Raw genomic sequence first — 21,570 nt, 5'->3', positions numbered from 1 at the left:
GCGTTCGCATAGGTGAGGGGGAGCTTCGCACCCCACTCACCGCGCCTCCGAAGCCTATCGGCCGGATGGAAACAAGATCGGGCCAGCATGGAATCCACCTATTCGGCGATATATAAAGTACGTTATATTATACCAGTGACAACGATGGCTGGTATAAATGGAACTAGGCCTTATGCGAATAGAAGCGCCGCCAGATCTCTCTCTGGTGGCAAACTCCGGAACTGACGCTTTCGATCAGATGCTGGAGTTCTTTACGACCCAACTTAGCAACAAAAACACACGGACTGCCTACCATCAGGCGGTCCGAAGTTTTTTTAGATGGTTGGAAGGAACGGGCGTCCACGAGCTACGCGATGTGAAACCCATTCACGTGGCAGCTTGGGTTGAGACCATGCGGGAAAGCTACGCCATTCCCACAGTGAAGCTAAAACTCACGGCGGTAACGATGTTGTTCGACTGGTTCGTCGTTAAGCACGTCATTCTTACAAATCCCGCCAAGTCCGTGCGGAGCCCGAGATACAGTATCCAGACAGGCAAAACGCCAGTGATGAGTGCGACCCAGGCGAGGTCACTCCTGACCGCGATCGATGACTCCACCGTTATCGGCCGTCGAGACAAAGCTCTAATAAGCCTGATGCTCTATACGTTCGTGCGCGTTGGGGCAGCGTTGACGATGAGGAAAAGCGACGTACTGCTGAGACAGCACCGTATGTGGGTAAGGCTCATGGAAAAGGGGGGCAAAGCGCACGAGATGCCCTGCCATCATGAGCTTGAAGATACATTGCGCGCCTATCTTAACGACTGCCAGATGGAACCCGATCAAGCATACCTTTTCCGCTCCATAGACAGATCAGCCCAACTCACCCTGAAAAGGCTGCTGCCGGCGAATTTCTATCAGCGAGTGCAGGTACACGCGCGGGCTGCTGGGCTTGACAGCCACATCACCAGCCATTCTTTTCGAGCCACCGGGATTACCACGTATCTATCAAACAAGGGCTCGCTAGAGCTCGCTGCAAAGATGGCCAACCATAGCTCCACACGGACGACCCAATTATACGACCGCCGGCATGATGCAATCGCCGTAGCCGAAGTCGAGAGAATACGGTTTGAATGACGTCCCTGGACTGAACAGGCGCGTATGTCAGGTACTCGCCCGGACATGGGACCCACTCGGCACGGTGGTCAGGGGTGGGTTTGACGACGAATATGATTCCTACTCTCTAGGCATACAACGCCTTATCCTGTCTGGAGCATCGCCCAAAGCGGTAGCGTCCTATCTGCTGAGTATTGAGGTGGATCGCATGGGACTTGTCCCGGACCCGACAAGAGCAGCGAAGGTAGCTCGGATATTCTCCACCTCGTTGGTGGCTATACGATGACCGAAATCCCTGGCGTCCTCAACACACCCTATGACGGGGAGGCACCTGCTGGCAGCATGGGGCAGCTTTCCATTCATCCTGATCCGGCGGGCCGATGAGCCTGCTGCCGGGTGGTGGACGGCGATGGGCAATTTGGTTGCCGATGGTGAGCCGGGCGAACTGCAGGTCAGCATGCCTATTGCCCTCAAAGGCTATTTCCGCATCCTGAACAGACCGCGGAATGCTAGCAGGGCGAGTGGTTCCGTACGGGCGATCTGGTGCAGGTGCGCCGCGACGGCACAGGTGCTTCTATTTCCTCTCACGCCTCAAGGACATTATCCGGCGCCGTGGCGAGAACATTTCGGGGACCGAGCTCGATCAGGTGCTCGCCCAGTACCGTCTGCGCGGCTCGGGGCCGCGATCGGCGTTGACTCGCCCTTTGGCGACCAAGACATTCTCATGGCTGTGGTGCCAAAGCCAAGTGCAAGCCTGGAGCCTGGAGCCTGGAGCCTGGAGCCTGGAGCCTGGAGCCTGGAGCCTGGAGCCGCAGGAAATCCTCGCATGGTGCGAGGGCAAGCTGGCCTCGATCAAGCGTCCACGTTATGTCGCGATTGTCGAGAGCATGCCGCTGACGCCAACCCACAAGGCTGCCAAGGCCAGCATGCGGCGGACCTCCACTTTCCTCATTTGCCCGAGAGCAGCCCGCCCCGCCGCCAGCACGATACTTCAAAAGGTGTGTCGAGGCGGCAGCGGCCGCGGACGACAACGCTCTCACCATGTGTGGTCAGCGTAATGAGAAGGTTGATGCCCGGGTCTATCTTGCTTGAAGGCATGTCGATCGATACCAGCGTTTCTGGCGTGACTGAGGCATTGTCGGGCAGCTCGACTGGAAGGACGCCGACCAGAGCCAGGTTGGAGCGGTGAATGCGCTCGAATGACCGCGCAAGCACAGCCTTCACGCCCAGCGCCCTTATGCCCTTAGCGGCCCAATCGCGCGCTGAACCGACCCCATAGTTTTCGCCGGCAACGATGACCAGAGGCTGCCCCTCGTCGCGATAGCGCTTGGCGACCTGGTGCAGGTCGCCGCTGTCTCCGCTGGGAATGTGGCGGGTGGTCCAGCCCTGACCGAGAGCATGGGCAAGGCGGGGATTGGCAAAGGTGCCGCGCGCCATGACTTCGGGATTGCCGCGGCGCGCGCCGTAAGTGCCGAAAGCGTGTACGGGAACAGCGCAATCCGTGAGATAGCGCCCCGCCGGGCTCTGTGGATCGATGCGACCAACCGGCGAGATATGGTCGGTGGTAATGAGATCGCCCAGCACCAGCAGGGGCCGAGCCGGTGCAAGTATCTGTTCGCCTGGCACGTCGCTGAAGAGTCCGGGAAGACAGATATAGGTGCTGTCCGAAGGCCAGGAGAAAAGGTCACCCTGCGGCGTTTCGAGCGCTTCCCAGCGATCAAGATGTGGATTGCTGACGCTTTGGGAGAAGCGGATGCTAGAGACGAGAGCCTGGACCTTGGCGTCCTGCGGCCAGAGGTCCGAAAGGTAGACGGGCCTGCCGTCAGGCCCACGCGTGAGCGGATCGTTCGCGATATCCATTCGCAGGTGACCCGCGATGGCGAGGGCAACAACGAGCGGTGGTGAGGCAAGAAAATTGCTCTGCACCGCCGGGTGAATGCGCGCCTGGAAATTGCGATTGCCGGAGAGGACGGCCGCCACATTGAGCGAGGCTTCGGTAATTTGCTCAGCTAGGCCTCGGACCAGATTGCCCGAATTGCCGACGCAAGTCATGCAGCCGACGCCGGTCACCCAGAATCCGAGCTTCTGGAGGGGCTCGAGGAGACCGAGCTGTTCGAGATATGCGATGACCTGCCTGGAGCCGGGCGAGAGACTGGTGCGGACGTGGGTAGGGACTTCGAGGCCGAGCTCCACGGCCTTGCGGGCAACAAGGCCGGCAGCGACCATGGCGGCGGGGTTTGCCGTATTTGTGCAGCTCGTAATGGCGGCGATCACCACATCGCCGCTCGAGAGCGCCTCGCCTCGGGGGGCGTCCTCGAAGGCGGTCTTGACCTGATCGAGCGTCTGCACCTGATGCGGCAGGCTCGGACCTGAAACGGTGGGGACGACCAGCGCCAGATCAAAGGTGAGAACCCGGTTATAACGGCGCTGACGCGGCTGCAAGACTTTGTGGCGACCGAGATAGGCCGAGAGGCGCTCTGCGGCGGCGATCTTGCCTACACTCGCGAGATAGGCACACGCGATCTCATCGGGCGGGAACAGCGTTGCTGTTGCTCCATATTCCGGCGCCATGTTCGATACGGTTGCGCGGTCGGCCACGGTAAGCGCGGCGGCGCCCGGTCCGAAACATTCGACGATCGAGCCGACAACCCCGTGAGATCGCAAAAAAGCTGTGAGACGCAAGGCGATATCAGTCGCCATGACGCCGGGAGGCGGCGCGCCGACAAGCTCGAGCCCGACAAATTCGGGCTGCGCCATTTCGACCGGCTGATCGAGCAGAACGGACATGGCCTCAATGCCGCCGACGCCCCAGGCGAGTATCCCGATTCCGCCCGCCATCGTGGAATGGCTGTCAGTGCCGACGAGACTGTCCGGATGCATCCAGCCAGCTTCCGCGCGAACCGGCTCGCACCATTGTTCGAGATTGACCTGGTGGACGATCCCGCCGCCCGAAGGAACGACTTCGAGGTTTTCAAAAGCCTGTTCCGCCCAGCGCAGAAAAACGAAGCGCTCTTCGTTGTCGCGATATTCCTGGTCGAGATTGACCCTTTCCGAGCCCTGCCCGGTCGCGGTGTTGACCACGGAATGGTCGATGACGAGATGTGTTGGGCGCGCGAGCTTGATATCCTCGGCCTTGCCGCCTGCCTTGACATGGCGATGGCGGAGGCCAGCAATATCGAGCAGGGTTGGCGTTCCGGCATAGTCCTGCATGAGGACGCGATGCGGATAGTATTGCACGACCTCGCCCCAGGCCGGGACAGCGGTCATTGCGAGACGGCGAATGACGCTTTCGAGCATGATGAGCTGGGCAATGGGCGCATCTGCCAGCTCAGGCGCGGAGGCAACAAGGCGATCGAGTGCGATCTCCTTGAATGCTACCCCGTCCTCCATCACCTCGTGAACGAAAGAGGGCGCGCTCATTGCTCGATCGCGACGCCACTAATGGATGCCGGTTCGGAACCTGGCACAGCGAGAACGATGTTTTTTTCGATCAGGCCCTTGATCTCGTCGATGCTGAGCCCCAGTTCGGTCAGAACCTGCCAGGTCCGATCGCCTGCCGGGGGCGGATTGGTTGCGGTCTTGGTCACCCCTTCCATGGCGATGGGCAGTGCAGGAAGCCGGACATTGGTGCCATCGGGCAGGGCGACGGTCATCAGGCCATCGGTGGCGGCCAGATGTGGATCTTCGAAAAGCTGTTCGGGTCGGCGAATTTCTGCGAAGGGAATACGGGAGCGCTCGCAAAGGTCGGTGGCCTCGGCGAGGTCGAGACCAGCAAAGAATGTACGCAGCTCGGTCATGAGCTGAGGCCGAACGACGATGCGCTGATTGTTGGTTAGAAGCTCCGGATCGGCTGCTAGCTCTGACAGTCCGGCCTCGGTCGTGAACCGCTGCCAGTGGGCGTCGCTGGTAATGCCGACGAATAATCGCTCCTCATCCCGGAGCGGGAAGATGTCATAGACGGCCCAGGCGGAAACGCGGTTCGGCATGGGCGGAACCGGGTCGTCGATCTGGTCGGCATAGCAAAGATGCTGGCCCATGAGGAAGACTGCGGACTCATAGAGCGAGGAGCCGACGAGCTGGCCCTTGCCCGTAATGTCACGCTGTCGCAGGGCAGCCTGGATGCCAATAACGGCAAACATGCCGCCGACGATGTCGATGACCGAAGAGCCGGCGCGCAGCGGCATGCCCTTCGGCCCGGTCATATAGGCAAGGCCCGACATCATCTGCACGATTTCGTCAAGCGCTAGGCGGCTGCCATAGGGGCCGTCGAAAAAGCCCTTGAGCGAGGCAAAGACCAGTCGCGGATTGATCGCGCTGAGCGTCTTATAACCAATGCCGAGGCGATCCATAGTGCCGGGACCGAAATTCTCGATCACCACATCGGCTTCCGCCACGAGCTTCTTGATGAGCGCATTGCCCTCGGTCGTCTTGAGATCGACCGCGAGGCTATGTTTGTTGCGGTTGAAGAAGCCGAAATAGCCAGTGCCAAAGCCCTTGAGGTGCCGCGTCGGATCTCCACCGGGGGCCGGTTCGATCTTGAGCACCTCGGCCCCGAGATCAGCCAGGATCATGCCGCAGCACGGACCCATGACGGTGTGGCCGAAATCGAGGACGCGAATGCCCTTGAGAGGTCCGTCAGTCATCAGCGGCCCCCACCTTCTTGTCGCCATCCGGTCCTGCAAAAAGGTAAGGAATGGTTGGCGGCATCGGGCCCTTGATGCGTTGTCCCTGCTGCATCTGCTCAACCGTGTGGGCGAGAATGCCAACCGACCGCGAGAGAATGAAAAGGCCGCGTGCTTCTTCGGCAGAAAACCCGAGTTCGCCGAAGATGACAGCGGTCGCGCCATCGATATTCATCGGCACGCGGCGTCCTTTGGCGGATTTGAGCGCTTCCTCGATGGCAAGGCCGGCGCGGAGATATTTGCCCCCGCCCTCGCCCGCCGAAGTGGCTTCCCGCACAAGCGACATCAGTGGTTCAGCGCGCGGGTCGATGGGGTGGAAGCGGTGCCCGAAGCCGGGGATATGCTTGCGCTGGTCTACATGGTCGGCAACGAGCGCCTGAGCAGCAGCCTCGACATCGGGCGCATCGGCGATCTGGCTATAAAGGGCCAGACATTGCTGGCCTGCACCGCCATGAACATCCCCCAGGGCATTGATTGCCGACGCCATGGCATTATTGACACCGACCCCGCAGGTCGCGCTCATACGCGCAATCGCGATGGAGGGCGCGTGCGGACCGTGATCGACGGACGCCACCAGCGCGCCTTCGAGCAGCCGCTCCTGGGTGGGCGTCGGCATGCCGGCCCGCGTCATCAGCCAGATCATGGCAGTGAATGAGACCTTGCCGATCAGCGATTGCACCGGCTGGCCCCGCAGATTGATCACGCCAGGCTGGATTTCGATGATGCTGGTGCGCCACCATGCGGATGCGGCGTCGATATTCTGGCTATCGGCAGAACTGCTCATTTAGTCAGATCCCGGAATGGAAGTTCAGTGTTTGATTGAGGCTACTGCCAGGTTGGGACAACGCCTCGGGCCACGGCGTCGCCCCACCAGGTGTCACATGCACCATTACCGTCTCCGCCGATGCTGCATGTGTCTGTCCCTGGAAAATGACCTGGTGCAGCCGGAGCGAGGTTCGTCCAATCCGCATCGCGCGGGTGCCCGTCCTGATGCCTTCCCCATGGGAGAGCGATGCGTGGAAATCGATCTCGGTGCGGGCAACGACGGTGAGGCTGTCGTGCGGGAGAAAAGGCCGAACGTGCTTTGCGAGGAACTCGTATCGACCATTGGCAAAGAACACACCGAACACCGCGTTGTGCACATGTTTCTGAAAATCGATGTCGGACACTCGGACGGCGTCTTCGGTCCACTCGAACGTGGTGAGATCCAGGTTGCTCACTCGCTACGGCTTTCCTTGACAGCAAGGCCATATTCGCGAACGGCCTTCTCGCGATAGGCGCGCATTTCTTCATTGGCCTGGCGGCCGCGCAGGAGGCCATCTGCGAGCGGCATGTCGCCCACGGCCTGGAAGAGGCGCTTGGTCGCGGCGAGAGCTTCGGGCACGCGACCGGCGAGGAGACGCGCACATTCGTGCGCTTCCTCGAAGACATCACCGGACGCCACGCGAGTGATGAGGCCGATCGAGGCAGCCGTGTCTGCATCGATCAGCTTGCCGGTTGAGACCATCTCGAAAGCCCGCTTGCGCCCTACCTGCTTGGTGAGGTTGGCCATCACGACCGCCGGAACGAGTCCGTGCTTGATTTCGGGATAGCCGAGCTTGGCTTCCTTGTGAGCGATGGCGATGTCACAGGCCGTAGCAAGGCCGCAGCCGCCACCAACGGCATAACCCTGCACAGCGGCGATGACGACCTTTTCCATGTGCGGAATGCTGTGGTGTAGTTCATAGGTGAGGTTGGCGCGATGAGCGACGAGATCGGCCTTGTCGCTGGTGAGCTTAGCGAATTCCTTGGTGTCGGCACCGGTGCAGAAGCTGGTACCGGCACCACGAATCAGGACCACCTTGACCGTTTGATCCTTATCGGCCGCCTTGAGCGCCGCCGTCAGATGCGCATAGAGCTCGCTGTCCATTGCATTGAGTTGCTCCGGACGGTTGAGCGTGAGTATCCGCACACCATCAATGTCCTCGACGAGAAGGCAAGCCATCGAAATTCCTCGCAGTTCTTCTTAGTGGAACTTTATTCTGCGTGGAAGAATGTGTCAAGCGCGGTGGCCGTGCTTTCTGTGGTATTGATCGCGCGCTAAGTCAGATTTCATCTTGAGAATCAACGACGAAAGGCCCGCCCGAGCACGGATCGGACGGGCGTTGCAGATCTGGTGAATGCAGGTGTTTGGACCGAGTGCCCGCTACTGCGGACACCCATTTGCCAAAGGCATCGCCGGTATCAGCGGCGCCCATTTGCTTTATTCTATCGAAATGTTTGCGTCGCGAACAAGCTGCTCGTAACGAGCGAGGTCGGCATCGAGAGCCTTGGTCAGCACTTCCGGGCCGCCGCCAACGATCTCATAGGCCTGGGTCTGGAGATGCTTGACGACCTCGGGGTCGGCAAGGATTTCGTCGACTGTATCGGCGAGCAGCTGGATTCGGTCTTCGGGCGTCCCATCGGGAGCAAACAGGGCGAACCAGGCATCCATTTCATAGCCGGGCAAGGTCTCGGCAACGGCCGGAACGCCTTCGAGCATCGGCGATGCCTCTGCGGAAGTCATGGCCATCGGGATCAGGGCGCCGCTTTCGAAGTGCGGAGCGCCAGCCGGCAGGCCGGTGAACGAGGCGGCCAGTTCGCCTGAAAGCACCGCCGTGATCGCCGGCGAGGTACCGCGATAGGGGACGATGGTGGTTTCGATCTCGGCATATTGCTGCAGCAGTTCGGTCGCGAGGTGCGACGTGCCACCTAGACCGCCATTGCCGATAGTCACCTCGCCTGGATGCTCCTTGGCATAGGCGATGAGCTCGGGAAGCGTCTTGAGACCGGTTTCCGGATTGACGGCGAGCACCTGGAAGAAGCGCACCGGCATGGTGATGGGCGCAAAATCCGCCTTAGGGTCGAAACCGACATCCTTGTAGAGGAACGGGTTGGTCGCGATCGTGCCGGTCGAGGCAAAGATCATAGTGTAGCCATCGGCCTCGGAACGCGCCACTTCGCGCATGGCGAGATTGCCGTTTGCGCCTTCGCGGTTCTCGACAATGAAGGACTGGCCAAGCGCCTGGCCGAGCTTGTTGGCGATGAGGCGGGCCATAAAGTCGGTACCGCCGCCGGGGGCTGCTGGCACCAGGATGCTGACGGTCTTTTCCGGATAGTTTTCCTGGGCGATGGCCGTGCCGGCTGCGGTCAGCATGGTCGCTGCCGCCAGGAGAGTGGTTAGGGGCTTGAGCATGATTCCTCCCTTGCTCATTCTTGGGTGAACTAGATGGCCTTGGCCAAACTGGGCGCCAGCTGGCCTGGTTTTGTTGGTCGGCTGATCGCCAGGGCGACCGCTTCATCGGCGCCCTCGACGATGATCACCTGCGAGCCGATCGGCATTGCTGCGGGCGGCTCCATCAGGGGGATCGCAGCGAGGCCTTGCGTATCGAGGCCTGCCGGAGCGATGAGCGCGTATTTCTTGGTGGCGAAGTGACTGGTGAGCGCCTCGAACGTGGTCGCATTCAGGGCCACGGATTCTGTCCCGCTGCAGCGAATACTCTGGGCCGTTTCGGTATCGGCCTCGATCAGCGCGAACGGCTGTGCCGTTCCGCCTGTCGTAAGCACGAGGATGGCATTAACCATGCCGATCTCACACTGGAGCATCAGGGTGGCTTCGTAGCCGGCCTCAGCAATGAGGGCCTTGATGCGAGCTGCTGCGGCAGCGGATTTGCCCGGTGCAAAATCGAGCCAAGTCTGGCAGACTTCGATAGTCATTTCAGGCCCCTGAGATCGCGAGGGGCACGGCGAGTTCGGCGTGCATGGTGCGATTGCGTCCGCTGCCGCCTGCCGGCGGCCAGTGTCCGGTTGCAACGGCCTGGCGCCGGATGTCGGTGCGCTCGGCGAGGCTTTCGTAGGGGTAGATGTGCAGCAGCTGGATCGGATCGATGCCGGTTGAGCTGAAGACGCCGGTTATCGGCTTGATCGCCAGCCTATGAGGCAGGTTCTGGCGCCAGCCTTCGCGCGCTGCGACCAGCGATTCGGGCGACTGCAGGACATATCGACGAATTTCGAAGAGGGGCGCGTCAATCTTCCGGGCGCTAGCAAGGCCATCAAGGTCAGGTAGCAGTTCGAAATCGACGGCATTGTCCGCTGGCTCCAGCGTGGAGCTGGTGCCGTGAAGGACGAGCCCTCGGCGGGGACCGCCCATAACGATGGTCCATGCCCCAATGAGGTCCGAGCCTGCCTGCCGCGCATAGGCACTGGCGTCGGCAGCATCAACGAATTCGGCCAGTCGATACATATCTTAGAAATACATTCTGACAAACAGAATGTATTTCTAATGTCAGCCCCTCTGCTGCGTCAAGCCCGAATTGGATTCGAATCGGTGCGCCGCCCTAAATAAGCTAGCTACAACAGTGGATTGCACGGAATTTTGGGTAGTGCGCCCATTTGGTCCGGCAGGCAGCATTTCGCTAGAATTGACACCGTCGACTAATAGAATGCAGTTCTGAGGCGCGGCAAAGGAGGAAATGTTGCGCGCTTGGCGTCAAGGCAGTGCTTGCTTGAGCGTTCGAGCGTATCCACCGATCCAACCTGGCCCTGGTTGGGGGCTTTCCGGTGGAAATGTCTTCTGACGTACAGATAGCTCCGCAAACCCTGGTGCCGATCGAAGTGCCGGCGCAGGACATCATGCCCGGCATGGAACTCTCCATCACGCTCACGTATCAGGGCGAGAGCGTGCAGATCCCCCCGCTGCCGCCTCGACACCCCCTTTGAGGTGTCGTGCTGGCAACGCGGCGGACTGCTTTCCGGACGATAACGAAAGAAGATGTCAGCCGAACTCGGCTGACTTTTCTAAAAGCTGCGCCGAGTTCTGGCGCATAGCCGCCTTGGCCACCTTGTGCGTCGGCGTCAGCGGCAGGCTATCCACGATAGCCACGAAGCGGGGACGCTTGATCGAAGCCAGCTTGGCGTCGCACCAAGCCACGATGTCCTGCGGCTCCAGGGTCGCACCAGGCTTCGGCACAACGGCCATCAGAATGTCCTGGTCGCCAAATGGAGAATCGACGCCAATGGCGGCTCCCAGCAGGACCGAAGGATGCTGGGTCAGAACCTGGTCGAGCTCGGCCCCCGATATGTTCTCTCCCCGCCGGCGAATGATGTCCTTCAACCGGGAGAGGAAATAGTAGAAGCCGTCACTATCGCGGCGCACGAGGTCTCCGGTGCGAAACCAGCCCTCCTGCCAGGAGGCAGCGGTCTGTTCCGGGTCGCGGAAATAGCCCTGCATGGCGCTGGGTGTGCTGACCTGCAGCTCCCCAGGCTCTCCATCTTCAACCACATTGCCGTCATTGTCGACAACCCGGCACTTAGCCCATGCGCGCGCTGGATCAGGATGGATGGAAAGCTGCCCCATGCTGCCGGGAGGCGTATCCCCCGCATAGGGCGTACCGAGAATACCGGGAATCTCAGTCATGGCGTATCCGCCGATAAGATGCGGAATGCCGAAGCGCGTTCGAAGGGGCTGCATCATGCCGTACCGGACGCCGTAGATCTTCCTCAGCGTATGGTCCGGCCTGTACTCGTCATCGGGTCGGTTCAGTAGGATCGCGGCAATCGCTTCGATGATGTTGGTTTGCGTGATCTTGTGGCTATCGACAGTCTTCCAGAAGGAAGATGCCGAGAAGCGAGGCTCTATGAACAGGGCCGCGCCGGCAGCCCAGGCCCCGGCAATTGAATAGAACAGGGCATTGATGTGGAACATCGGCAGGATGGACAGCATGTGCTCATCGGACTGCAGATGTAAGCGCTGAACGAAGGCCTCACCAGCCGCGACGAAATTTGCCTGGCTGTGCATCACCCCTTTGGGCATGCCCGTCGTGCCGGACGTATAAACGATCAGAAGTGTCGAGCCGGCACCGGCGGGAGAAAACGCCACCTTGTTCTGGGCGAAGAGGGCATCGTCGAGACGCTCGAACCTCGAATTGGAGTGCTCCGCCGCCACCTGCAGGGCGACGACCTGGGCGTATTCATCGTAAAGAACGATGCCGGGCTCGCAGTGAGAGATGATCCGCGATGCCTCTAGTTCCTTATAGTCCGGGTTGATCGGCACGAAAACAGCTTCAATCAGGGCGCAGGCCTGAAGGACCAGCGGGTGCCAGGCGCTGTTGCGCGCCATGACAACCACCCGGTCGCCTTTGCCAATGCTCCGGCTGACAAGGCCTGCCGCCAAGCGGCGGGCGTCACGGACCATTTCCTGCCAGGTCCAGCGGCCCTGTCGGTCGCCGAGCATCAGGCTATGAGGCTTTGCCTCGGCCCGGCTGGCGATGAAGTCGGTCACGGACCCATCGTGGTCCCGGTAGAGGCGGATAACGTCGAACGGCGCGAGGTCCCTAGTATTCGAGCCGACCATCAGTCCTTGCCCTCATAAGGGATATTTTCTCTGGTGAGCCGCCACATTTCCCGTGCGGCCTTGTTCTGCTGCTCTTCGATGAGGTGCCCGGCAAGGCCCCCGGCTCGCGAAACCACCGCCACGCTCCGCATCGCCGAGATAGGAACTCCGATGTCGAGTAGGAGCGCCCCGATCGCACCGGTAGCGTTGATGGTGATGTGCTTGCCGTAATTGGCATCAACGGCGGCGCCAAGTTCAGCGAGGAGATCGCAATGCGTACTGGGGACGCCACTTTGTTTCCCCACCTCGAGCAGAGCGCCGGTGCGCGGATCATCGGGCTTATGCAGACGATGGCCGAAGCCCGGAATGGCGTGGCCCGACTGTCGGTGTTCCTGCACCACCGCCTCGAAATATGTTCGCGCGTCTTGCGCCTCTTTGCCAGCGGCGAGGATTTTGGCGCACCCGTCCATGGTGCCCGCAAAAACTGACCCCACGGAGAGAAGCCCCGCTGCAATGGCGACCTGCGGTTCCTCGGGAACGCTATCGGCGGTGAGCCGCGCGATCATCGATGTGGGTGTCCATCCATGTTCCATAAGCGTGACGAGACAGGCGTCCAGCACCTTGGTCTGCCCCGCATCCGGCACCGTGTGGCACACAAGGAAGTAGAGCATTTCGGTGAAGCTGCGCTGTCCGATGAGTTCGCCGGCCAGGCTCTTCCCGCGGATCGTCACCGACGATGCGTCAGATGTCGCGATATGTGTCTTTACCCCGGCCATGTTCAGCCCTCCCTGGCGCCATCGGAGAAACGCCCGGGACCGCTATTGAGCTCGGGGGCAATCCCCCGAAGATCGGAATGCGCTCCGTTGAGGGCGAGCGGCAGACGGACGAGTTTCAGCTTTTCGTCCTGCGCGTCGAGAAGCAAATCCATGGCCAGGGTCTGCGGGTGCTCGACCACCTGGGGGATGGAATGGATCGGCGCGCACGGAACGCCAGCGGCCTCGAGGACCTGCATCCAATAACCAAAGCCCTTCTGGACGATCTTCTCTTCGATCAACGGCAGCAGGACTGAACGATTCTGGGTGCGCGCCGAGTTCGTCAAGAACCGCGGGTCCTCGACCCATTGCGGCTCACCGAGCACCGCCGCGAGCTTTGCAAAGAGTCGGTCATTGCCTGCGGTAATCACCAGTGGCCCGTCCTTGGACTGGAACGCCTGATATGGCGTGAGGGAATTGTGACCCGTGCCAACGCGGGGCGGGATCGTGCCGGTGGCGCCATAGTCGGCAATGTGGCGAGCGGTCCAGCCCATCGCGGTTTCGAAAAGCGATGTGGTAACCACCCCGCCCTGCCCGGTCCGTTGCCGCTCCAGAAGAGCTGCCAGCGCGCCAATGACCGACCACATGCCGGTGCCGAGATCGACAACCGAGGCGCCAACGCGGGAAGCAGGTCCCTCAGGGTCGCCATTGATGCTGATGAGGCCCGAAAATGCCTGAAGGAGCGGCTCATAGCCGGGCTTACCGGCCATGGGCCCCGCATTCCCGAACGCCGTCTGCTCACAATAGATCAGCCGCGGATTGATCGCGCGGAGGTCATCTGCGCTGATTTCGAGTTTTTCGGGCACGCCCGGGCGGAGGTTGTGAACGAAAATGTCCGCGTTGCGGATGAGATCAAGAAAGAGCGCGCGATCCTGCTCTTGATCGATGGAGAGGACCACCGACTGCTTATTCCGGTTCATCAGGTGAAAGCTGGTGGAACTGCCGGCAACGAAGGGCGGGCCCCAGCCGCGGGCATCATCACCGCCAGGCTTTTCGACCTTGACGACCTCTGCACCAAGATCTGCAAGAATTGAGGCTGCATAGGGCGCAGCCAAATTTTGCCCCATCTCTACAACCTTAATGCCCTGGAGCACTGAAAGCCCCTTGCCGCCACCAAGTGTCATGCAACCCTCCCTGCTGTAGATCGTGCGACCTACATTCTATCTAACGCAAAGATATTCTGCAAGACAGAACTACGCCGTGGGCGCTTTTCCACCGATCTGGCGCTGCACCTCCTGCACCATATTGGCCAGAAGCTGCCTGTGACGGTCAATGGATTCATAGGTGAAACGCGAGCGGAGTCCGCTTATCGACATCGCGCCGATCACCGTTCCGGCCTGGCCGAAGAGAGGGGCGGAGACCGCGGCGGCGTCCGGATCACGTTCCCCGAGCGACACAACGTAGCCATCCGTCCTGATGCCTTCGAAACGTGAGCCCTCCTCCCCCTCGAACGCCAGAATAGCGAGGCCTGCCGCACCTTTATTGAGAGGCAGGCGATCGCCCTCCTCCACATGGTGACGAATGGCATGGGCAGAATTTTGGCGGACGACGCAGACGCGCTGTTCCCCGTCCCGAACGTAATAGGATGCGGTCTCGCCGCTTGCCTCTGCCAACCTGTTGACCGCGTCCTTGAGGACAACCGTAAGGTCAAACCCCTTCTGATACGACCGGGCCAATTGAGCACACGCAGGCCCAAGCGCATACCGGTTGTCCGTGCGCCGGCGAACGAAGTCAAACCGCTCCAATGACACGAGGATCCTCAGGATGGTGCTTTTATAGAGTCCCGTCGACAAGGATATCTCATGCAGAGTCATTGGCGCATTGCCATCAACGAGGCTCCGCAAGATTGTGAGCGCGCGGTCAACTGCCTCGACGCCTTTTTCCATTTATCAATCCTTATATTCCTGCCTGGGGCCAACGGATTTGCCCGCCATTCTGCGCCTATGTCTATGAAGTAACCCGAATTACCCTTTCGTCGAATACCCCTTTTGAGACTTTCGACAGGCAGCCAATCGGATCCACCTTAGAACACAGTTCCACTCTTCTCGCCCAACCATAAAAAAGGCGCCGGCAAGAACTCACCGACGCCGTAGTTCTGCATTTCAGGGGCTCGTCACACCTCTTCGAGGCTGTCCTCGCGCAGCTTGCGGAACTTGGGAAGCAAGACCGATGCGATGGCGAGTAGGGTCAGAAACAGGATCACCGCGCTGATCGGCCGCTGGACGAAGACGGTGAGATCTCCGCGCGACAGCAGCAGCGCACGACGAAGATACTCTTCCATCAGGGGCCCAAGCACGATGCCCAGCAGCAGAGGAGCGGGCTCGCAGTCGAACTTGGCGAGGACGTATCCGACGACGCCGAAGAACGCGAGCAGATAGAGATCGAAGGAGGAGCTCGCCAAGCTGAACACGCCGATGCAGCAGAAGGCAATGATGGCCGGGTAGAGGATACGGTACGGCACAGTCAGAAGCTTGACCCAGAGACCGACCATCGGAAGGTTCAGGATAAGCAGCATCACATTGCCGATCCACATCGAGGCGATGAGGCCCCAGAACAGCTCGGGCTGCTTGGTGATCAGGCTCGGTCCCGGCTGGATACCGTGGAGGATCAGCGCACCGATCATCAGCGCCATCACCGGCGTAGAGGGAATGCCAAGCGTGAGCATGGGGACAAAAGAGGCCTGAGCACCGGCGTTGTTGGCCGCTTCGGGCGCTGCAACGCCTTCGATTGCGCCCTTGCCGAACCGGCTGGGGTCCTTGGCAATCCGCTTTTCGAAAGCATATGCGCCGAGCGCGCCCAACAAGGCGCCGCTGCCAGGAATGAGCCCCAGCACCGCTCCAAAGCCCGTTCCGCGAAGGATAGGCGCGAACATGCGCCGGAAATCCTCGCGGGTCGGCATAAGTCCCGTCAGCTTCTGGACAGCGAAGGTCGAGCTGCCATGCTTTTCCAGGTTACGAATGATCTCGGAAACCCCGAACAGCCCCATCGCCACCACGACAAAGTCTATACCATCGACGAGATGATCGTTGCCGAAGGTGTAGCGGAGAGAACCGGAGTTGAGATCTGTGCCGACCGTGCCGAGCAGAAGGCCGAGCACCAGCATTCCCCCCGCTTTCAGCAGCGAGCCGTGCGCGAGGACGATAGTTGCGACGAGGCCAAGAACCATCAGGGCGAAATACTCCGCCGCCCCGAAGGACAGCGCCACCTGGGCCAGGGGCACCGCCAGCAAGGCGATCATGAGGGTGGTCACCGTACCAGCAAAGAAGGAACCGATTGCAGACGTCGCCAAGGCGACCCCACCGCGCCCCTGCCTCGCCATCTGATAGCCGTCAATTGCGGTGATGACCGACGTTGTCTCACCAGGCAGGTTCACCATAATGGAGGTGGTGGAGCCACCATACTGGGCGCCGTAGTAGATACCTGCCAGCATGATCAGTGCGCCGATCGGGGAAAGACTGAATGTCAGCGGCAGCAGCATCGCCACCGTGACGGTGGCACCCAAGCCCGGCAGGACTCCGATCGCAGTGCCAAGCGCCGCCCCGATGAAGCAGAACATTAGGTTTTCGAAGGTCAGGGTGACCTGAAGACCGAGAGCAAGGTTCGAGAAGATGTCCATTGCTGGTCCCTAGAAACGGAAGGTGAATGGGGTCAGGGACATACCCAAACCGTAGATGAAGGTGAGCACACAGAAGACCGAGAGCCCGGCCGCCAACACAAGAGCACGGACGATGTGGAACTCCTCGCTGGCGAGCGAGGCCAGGATCACGCTGAGACTCACGGCGGGTACAAGCCCGAGAGATCGAATGGATGCCCCGAACACGATCACCGACAATGAAAGCAGGATCACGGGCCGCAGTTCGACGCCCGTTATCGGCTGCCCCTTGGTTCGGAGGGCTGTGAAACAGCACCCCAAACCGATCGCGGAGAGGAGGTAGCCGAGTACAACGGGAAAGAACCCCGCACCCATCTGGCGGACAGAGCCGAAGTTATATTCTTGCCCGACGACAATGGCGCCGACGCCGATCATCAGGAATACCAGGCCAGCCGCCAGGTCACGGGGATTGCGGGTGATATCCATATCGCTTCTCTGAGGTTGACAAGTTACTCGATAGTGATGCCGGCAGCCTCAACTACTGCGGCCCACTTTTCGCGCTCCGCTGCAATGAATGCACCAAACTCATCAGGCGTGCTGCCGATCGGTGTCGCGCCGCCATCATTCTGGAGCCACTTGACCATCTCGGGGGCCCGCGCTGCGCCAGCAAACTCTTCCTGCAGCTTGGAAACCACGGTCTCGGGCGTATTCTTCGGCACGAGGATGCCGTACCAGGTGGTAATGGCGATGTCCCCGAAGCCTAGTTCGGCCGTTGTTGCGAGTTCTGGCAGCACCGGCGAGCGCTCAGGGCCGGTGAGCGCGAGAGCCCTCACGGTGCCAGATTCAAGATGCGGCATTGCTGACGGCAGCGGCGCGACGAACATTTCCACTTCGCCACTGACCACTGCGGTCATGGCTTGGGCGGCACCGCGGTACGGGATGTGGAGAATGTCGAGGCCAGCAACCATGTTCAGCAGCTCAGCGCCGAGCTGGTTCGACGTGCCCGCACCCGCAGACGCAAAGGAGAGTTCGCCCGGACGGGACTTTGCGTATTCAATGAACTCAGCCAGCGAATTTGCCGGAACTTCGGCGTTAACGAGAATGGCAAGGGGAGCTGCAGCCAACTGCGTAACTGGCTGGAGTGCCTCGGCGGGATCACTGGCCATGTCGGGGTAAAGAACCGGGTTAACGGCCATTGGGCCGAAATTACCTAGGAGCAGCATATAGCCATCGGGCTCAGCGCCGGCCACGGCATCGGTACCCACATTGCCATTGGCGCCCGGGCGGTTGTCTACGATAACCTTCTGACCGATGCTCTGCGTCACCCTGTCAGCAAAAAGTCGCGCGAGCGTGTCGGTGCCACCGCCTGGGGTGTAGGAAACGACCAGCGAGATCGTGCGGTTCGGATAGTCGTCCTGTGCCGCAACGCCGGGCGCCGCCATGGCACACAGTGCAAGCCCTATCATCAGTTTCGAAACATTCTTCAGCATTCCATCCTCCGAGAACAGCTGGCATTCTATCATTAAGAACGCGGTGCCGTCAGATAGAATTTAAGGTCGGTCTATTGTCAAGTGTTTTCAAGCTTGCTGCGCTCTACGATTGGACGCCGCCGTATCAACGCAAGGGGGGGCTCGGCGGCAACAAGCATTTCGTCAACCCTCTTTTTGCTTGATTGCAGGCTACGGCCCGTTTCTGCACCCTGCCCCGTCTGGAGCGCTAAGCAATGCCGGTAGATGGCCGTATCAGCCGCGCGGTCACCTGCAGACCCAGTTCCTTCGCGGCGACTGCTAAAAGGGGCGTTCCTGGCGTGGGTAGCTGAGATGCGCCAGTGCCGAAGTTCCACTTTCTCCAAATTCTTGCCAAAAGCCGCCATCCAACTTCCGGCCCAAATCTGCCGGTAGGCCAGTGTCCGATTTTGAGGAACTCCGCCTGAAAGCGGTCGGTCCGCACCCCCACTCCGAAAGTAGCCGCTGAAGAGCAGGCTGGCGGTTTTCAGGACATCCACTTGCCACTCTCGCTGCTATTTGCCATAAGCAAGCCGTATGCGAACTTGTGCCTAAGTTCGCCGCGGATTTCGCCTTCGAAATCCAGTTGTACTTTGTTCGAAGGGTTAGGGCAGCCCGATGTGCGGCCAATCTCGAAATCATTGCATAAGCAGTGAGGTCGGCAGGTTGGCTGTGTTTTCAGAACAAAGTGCTGACCATGAAAAATCAAAATAAAATTGTCGACTTCGCCGTTGAGCAGGCTGCCCGCCAAATTGCTCAACTTCTGGGGCAACGCTATTTGCCTATCGAAATGGAAATCGGTCCAGGCTGCTACTCCGTTAACCTGTACTATGATCGTCCAGCCATAGCCTCGTCGGGCACTAGTGACCTCTGGCAATGCTTTTTGAACGACCGTCGCAAGATCGAAGATATCCTAAAGCTACATATGGGGTCAGATTGGACCGAGCATGCATCGTTGCTTTCCGACAAGCAGCCGCGAATGCTCGATGACGGTACCTTCATTGTGTCCGTAGTGATCGCGGTGAAGGCTGAATATGATCCATGGGGCGGTGACGAGCACGCAGCAGAAGAAATGATGACGAACAACTGTGACCTAAGCGCGTGCTACGTACTTCCTTATCATCGGACCATTCAGGAGGCAGTTAGTGGGATCCTGAATGGGCCTAAGTTTGATGTGAACGCGCTCAAAGGTTTTGCCCGGGACATAGATCCTGAAGAATTTGCTCGGGACCTACTCGACCTGACCGGGGATTAATTGGAAGCTGTACCGTCATATTTTTGACGGTACAGCTTCAAACTCGTTGTAGTCATCGGGTTCACCGTGACACTCTGACTATCGATCACCCCGGCCGAGGGTGAGGCCTCTCGCCCTTCAAGCTCGGGGTGACCATCACCAGGTGATGGTTGATGATGGCGAGCAAGCCGCTGTCACGCCAGTTATAAAAATAGCGCTGCACCGTCGATGGCGGTGGAAATTCCCCAGGCAGCAGGCTCCACTGGCAGCCGCTTGAAGCCATGCAGAGAACAGCGTCCATTACCGCCCGTAAATCCGTGGTTCGGGGGCGACCGGTAGATCGCGCCGGCGGCAGCAGGGGCGCAAGGATCGCCCACTCCGGATCGGTCAGATCACTTGAACAGCGACGTCCACGTCGCGCATACTGGCGTCGGGCAGTTTCAGTCCAGGCCATTGTGGTCTCCGTTCAGTCTCGCAACCGAACTGAATCACAACTTGCTGAAACTGCTCAACTCTTTTTGGTTGAGCTCTAAGGTGGGGAAGATGCTGATTGATATGAGGACAGGTGCCAAAATTACCAAGGTCCCATTTGCGAAGGAATACGAGGCGTTTCTGTCCCGAATGTCCGACTCGGAATTGATTGAGATAAAGACCGAACTCAATGAAAAAATCCGAGGTACAGATATTCAGACCGCAGGTTGGATGCCGGGCCGCGACTGGAAAGGCACTGTTTTTCAGCCGATTTACAACAAAGCTGCGCGCGGAGACAGCTCAGCTGCGGCTCGATGCTTCGGGCTGATTGTCTGGCAAGTTTTTATGGAACGGCCTGAAATTTGGACCTCGGGTCGTTTTGAAAACAAAGGCGAGCCGATCGGCAGCCGCACGTACTTTCAGCCAAACTACGTTGCTCCCTTAGCGAAATAGCAGCCTCGGCAAGCCGCTGATCATCACGAGCGCATAAGGAAACCTGAGAAAAATGCTGACCTAAAGCGCCACATGCTCATGACGGCGCTAGAGCAGCAGACGGTGGCAAAGCGGTGCTGACCGGAGATTAATTGGAAGCTGTACCGTCAGATTTTTGACGGTACAGCTTCAAACTCGTTGTAGTCATCGGGCTCACCATACACAGCATTATTCGCGACAGCGTCCACCTCGGCCCTTTTGAAACTGTTTCTCAGTCTGCGGACAGCGGGGCTCACCTGATCACGAATGTGTAGATAGCCCCAACCAATCGCACCCGTGCCAACCGGCTTAGGATATACTCGAAGGTCGCTTAGCGCAGCGCTAGGGGTGTGTACCGACTTGGTGAACGCCTTGAGTAGGTAGTCAGTGCTCGACCCAGCCATCCAGGGTCGCACGTCAAGGCTATCAACCAAGGTACGGTGCTGGAAGTCAGCTACCAGCAAGGGATCAGCTAAAGCCTGCTCAAACTTCTCGCGATGAGATGACCTGCTAACCAAGATAGCATGCCAATGAAGGTTTGTGATCTCCGAGCCAGACGTTCGACCATACTTGGCCTCATTGTGGTCTGCTGCCACGATAGCCAATGGCCAGTCTAGAGCCCGGCCCTTGTTGGTCCAGTGGTTCCCGAGGGCCTTTTTAGCCGCTGTCATATAGAGGTTATGGAAGGCGTCCATCTCGAGGGATGAGTCAGCCTGCGGTAGACCTCGATTAAACTTGCTGCGTGCCATCTTTCCGCGATTGAACGTAGCAGAAATAAAGAACGCATTTGCCGACATATACTCGTCAAGCGACGAGTAGCGTTCCGCAACTTCGCTGGATCGGAATTGCTGGATAATTCCATTTACCCAGGCCGCATACTCTTTCCGTTGTTTTTCAAGCGACAGCGGTGCAATTATATTTTTTGAAATCTTTACATTCGAACGATCATTTGAATTTGAAGATTTTGTTTGAATTTTCAATTTGGAAAATTTCCACGTTTAGACTTCCCGGGCGGGAGCCGCCAGAGATGCCAAAATTGTTTTCTATTGGGGTTTGCTCAAGGGAGTTCTCGCATGAGCTTGATCAATTTACCCCCATACCGACCCAGTGGAAAGGAAGGTGAAAACGAAAGTTTCACGGGTATTTAGTCGTCTGTCGCCATTAACACGCGCACTTCCGTTGAAATGATCCAGAAGTTCTACATGCCGGAAATCACGCCTGAGCATCGCGCTGCGAGCTTGAACCCCAAATGGGGCCGCTGACGATCCGCCAGCGGCGCCCGAGGGTTCGGGCCCCACAATCTTGGTGGCATACTCGGGCTTGATGCTCAGCACAAAATCGTGCCGAGGGCAGCGGACATT

Annotated in this window: 20 protein-coding genes and 1 pseudogene; 4 read left to right on the top strand and 17 right to left on the bottom strand. The window is 59.4% G+C overall.

Translation table 11 applies throughout. The features are described 5' to 3' along the window. The first annotated feature begins 172 nt into the window (after window positions 1-172). Window positions 173-1,114 (top strand): tyrosine-type recombinase/integrase, encoded by a 942-nt coding sequence (locus ACX3OW_RS14315; RefSeq protein ID WP_459096470.1) that lies wholly within the window; start codon window positions 173-175, stop codon window positions 1,112-1,114. A gap of 927 nt (window positions 1,115-2,041) precedes the next feature. On the opposite strand, the gene acnA is transcribed toward ACX3OW_RS14315, so the two are convergent. The 8 genes from acnA to ACX3OW_RS14275 form a co-directional block, all read right to left on the bottom strand. Continuing rightward, a complete protein-coding gene (gene acnA, locus ACX3OW_RS14310) occupies window positions 2,042-4,513 on the bottom strand; it encodes an aconitate hydratase AcnA (RefSeq protein WP_459096469.1) in 2,472 nt (823 codons plus the stop codon). After that, window positions 4,510-5,736, bottom strand: coding sequence for a CaiB/BaiF CoA transferase family protein (locus ACX3OW_RS14305; RefSeq protein ID WP_459096468.1), 1,227 nt, complete (start codon window positions 5,734-5,736; stop codon window positions 4,510-4,512). The genes acnA and ACX3OW_RS14305 overlap by 4 nt, the downstream gene beginning before the upstream one ends. Then, window positions 5,729-6,559: a citryl-CoA lyase gene (locus ACX3OW_RS14300; protein WP_459096467.1), complete on the bottom strand. Its 831-nt coding sequence runs from the start codon at window positions 6,557-6,559 to the stop codon at window positions 5,729-5,731. Before ACX3OW_RS14300 ends, ACX3OW_RS14305 begins: the two co-directional genes overlap by 8 nt. 4 nt (window positions 6,560-6,563) lie before the next feature. Beyond that, window positions 6,564-6,995 carry an acyl-CoA thioesterase gene (locus tag ACX3OW_RS14295; protein WP_459096466.1) on the bottom strand — a complete coding sequence of 144 codons (432 nt, stop codon included), beginning with the start codon at window positions 6,993-6,995 and terminating at the stop codon, window positions 6,564-6,566. Further along, complete coding sequence (locus ACX3OW_RS14290; RefSeq protein ID WP_459096465.1) at window positions 6,992-7,759, bottom strand: enoyl-CoA hydratase/isomerase family protein; 768 nt, start codon at window positions 7,757-7,759, stop codon at window positions 6,992-6,994. Before ACX3OW_RS14290 ends, ACX3OW_RS14295 begins: the two co-directional genes overlap by 4 nt. A gap of 258 nt (window positions 7,760-8,017) precedes the next feature. After that, entirely contained in the window at window positions 8,018-8,989 is a 972-nt protein-coding gene (locus tag ACX3OW_RS14285; RefSeq protein WP_459096464.1) for a Bug family tripartite tricarboxylate transporter substrate binding protein, read from the bottom strand. 29 nt (window positions 8,990-9,018) lie between these two features. Next, a complete protein-coding gene (locus tag ACX3OW_RS14280) occupies window positions 9,019-9,510 on the bottom strand; it encodes a hypothetical protein (RefSeq protein ID WP_459096463.1) in 492 nt (163 codons plus the stop codon). Between the two features lies 1 nt (window position 9,511). After that, window positions 9,512-10,036, bottom strand: coding sequence for an NIPSNAP family protein (locus ACX3OW_RS14275; protein WP_459096462.1), 525 nt, complete (start codon window positions 10,034-10,036; stop codon window positions 9,512-9,514). Window positions 10,037-10,359: 323 nt separating this feature from the next. On the opposite strand from ACX3OW_RS14275, the gene ACX3OW_RS14270 reads away from it, so the two are divergent. Then, window positions 10,360-10,512 carry a hypothetical protein gene (locus ACX3OW_RS14270; protein ID WP_459096461.1) on the top strand — a complete coding sequence of 51 codons (153 nt, stop codon included), beginning with the start codon at window positions 10,360-10,362 and terminating at the stop codon, window positions 10,510-10,512. A 55-nt stretch (window positions 10,513-10,567) separates the two neighbouring features. Here ACX3OW_RS14270 and ACX3OW_RS14265 read toward each other — a convergent pair whose 3' ends face one another. The 7 genes from ACX3OW_RS14265 to ACX3OW_RS14235 all read right to left on the bottom strand — a co-directional run bounded on the left by ACX3OW_RS14265 (window position 10,568) and on the right by ACX3OW_RS14235 (window position 18,018). Beyond that, window positions 10,568-12,073: a class I adenylate-forming enzyme family protein gene (locus ACX3OW_RS14265; RefSeq protein WP_459096460.1), complete on the bottom strand. Its 1,506-nt coding sequence runs from the start codon at window positions 12,071-12,073 to the stop codon at window positions 10,568-10,570. Between the two features lie 71 nt (window positions 12,074-12,144). Beyond that, on the bottom strand, window positions 12,145-12,900 hold the full coding sequence (locus ACX3OW_RS14260) for a citryl-CoA lyase (protein WP_459096459.1): 756 nt from the start codon (window positions 12,898-12,900) through the stop codon (window positions 12,145-12,147). 2 nt (window positions 12,901-12,902) lie between these two features. Next, entirely contained in the window at window positions 12,903-14,060 is a 1,158-nt protein-coding gene (locus tag ACX3OW_RS14255; RefSeq protein ID WP_459096458.1) for a CaiB/BaiF CoA transferase family protein, read from the bottom strand. Window positions 14,061-14,129: 69 nt separating this feature from the next. Next, entirely contained in the window at window positions 14,130-14,822 is a 693-nt protein-coding gene (locus ACX3OW_RS14250) for an IclR family transcriptional regulator (protein WP_459096457.1), read from the bottom strand. 227 nt (window positions 14,823-15,049) lie between these two features. Next, entirely contained in the window at window positions 15,050-16,552 is a 1,503-nt protein-coding gene (locus ACX3OW_RS14245) for a tripartite tricarboxylate transporter permease (protein WP_459096456.1), read from the bottom strand. A gap of 9 nt (window positions 16,553-16,561) precedes the next feature. After that, window positions 16,562-17,014 (bottom strand): tripartite tricarboxylate transporter TctB family protein, encoded by a 453-nt coding sequence (locus ACX3OW_RS14240; protein WP_459096455.1) that lies wholly within the window; start codon window positions 17,012-17,014, stop codon window positions 16,562-16,564. Between the two features lie 23 nt (window positions 17,015-17,037). Beyond that, entirely contained in the window at window positions 17,038-18,018 is a 981-nt protein-coding gene (locus ACX3OW_RS14235; protein ID WP_459096454.1) for a Bug family tripartite tricarboxylate transporter substrate binding protein, read from the bottom strand. Window positions 18,019-18,730: 712 nt separating this feature from the next. On the opposite strand from ACX3OW_RS14235, the gene ACX3OW_RS14230 reads away from it, so the two are divergent. Further along, a complete protein-coding gene (locus ACX3OW_RS14230) occupies window positions 18,731-19,288 on the top strand; it encodes a hypothetical protein (protein WP_459096453.1) in 558 nt (185 codons plus the stop codon). A 68-nt stretch (window positions 19,289-19,356) separates the two neighbouring features. Here ACX3OW_RS14230 and ACX3OW_RS14225 read toward each other — a convergent pair. Then, a pseudogene (locus ACX3OW_RS14225) lies at window positions 19,357-19,721 on the bottom strand (transposase); the annotation flags it as partial. An 89-nt stretch (window positions 19,722-19,810) separates the two neighbouring features. On the opposite strand from ACX3OW_RS14225, the gene ACX3OW_RS14220 reads away from it, so the two are divergent. Then, window positions 19,811-20,191 carry a hypothetical protein gene (locus tag ACX3OW_RS14220; RefSeq protein WP_459096452.1) on the top strand — a complete coding sequence of 127 codons (381 nt, stop codon included), beginning with the start codon at window positions 19,811-19,813 and terminating at the stop codon, window positions 20,189-20,191. Between the two features lie 146 nt (window positions 20,192-20,337). Here the strand turns inward: ACX3OW_RS14220 and ACX3OW_RS14215 are convergent, their stop codons facing one another. Then, window positions 20,338-21,189 (bottom strand): hypothetical protein, encoded by an 852-nt coding sequence (locus ACX3OW_RS14215; protein WP_459096451.1) that lies wholly within the window; start codon window positions 21,187-21,189, stop codon window positions 20,338-20,340. Between the last annotated feature and the right edge of the window lie 381 nt (window positions 21,190-21,570).

It is taken from the genome of Devosia sp. A449 (assembly GCF_054489375.1).
The sequence above is the reverse complement of the archived record's forward strand: the minus strand, read 5'-3'. Positions and strand labels throughout refer to the sequence as shown.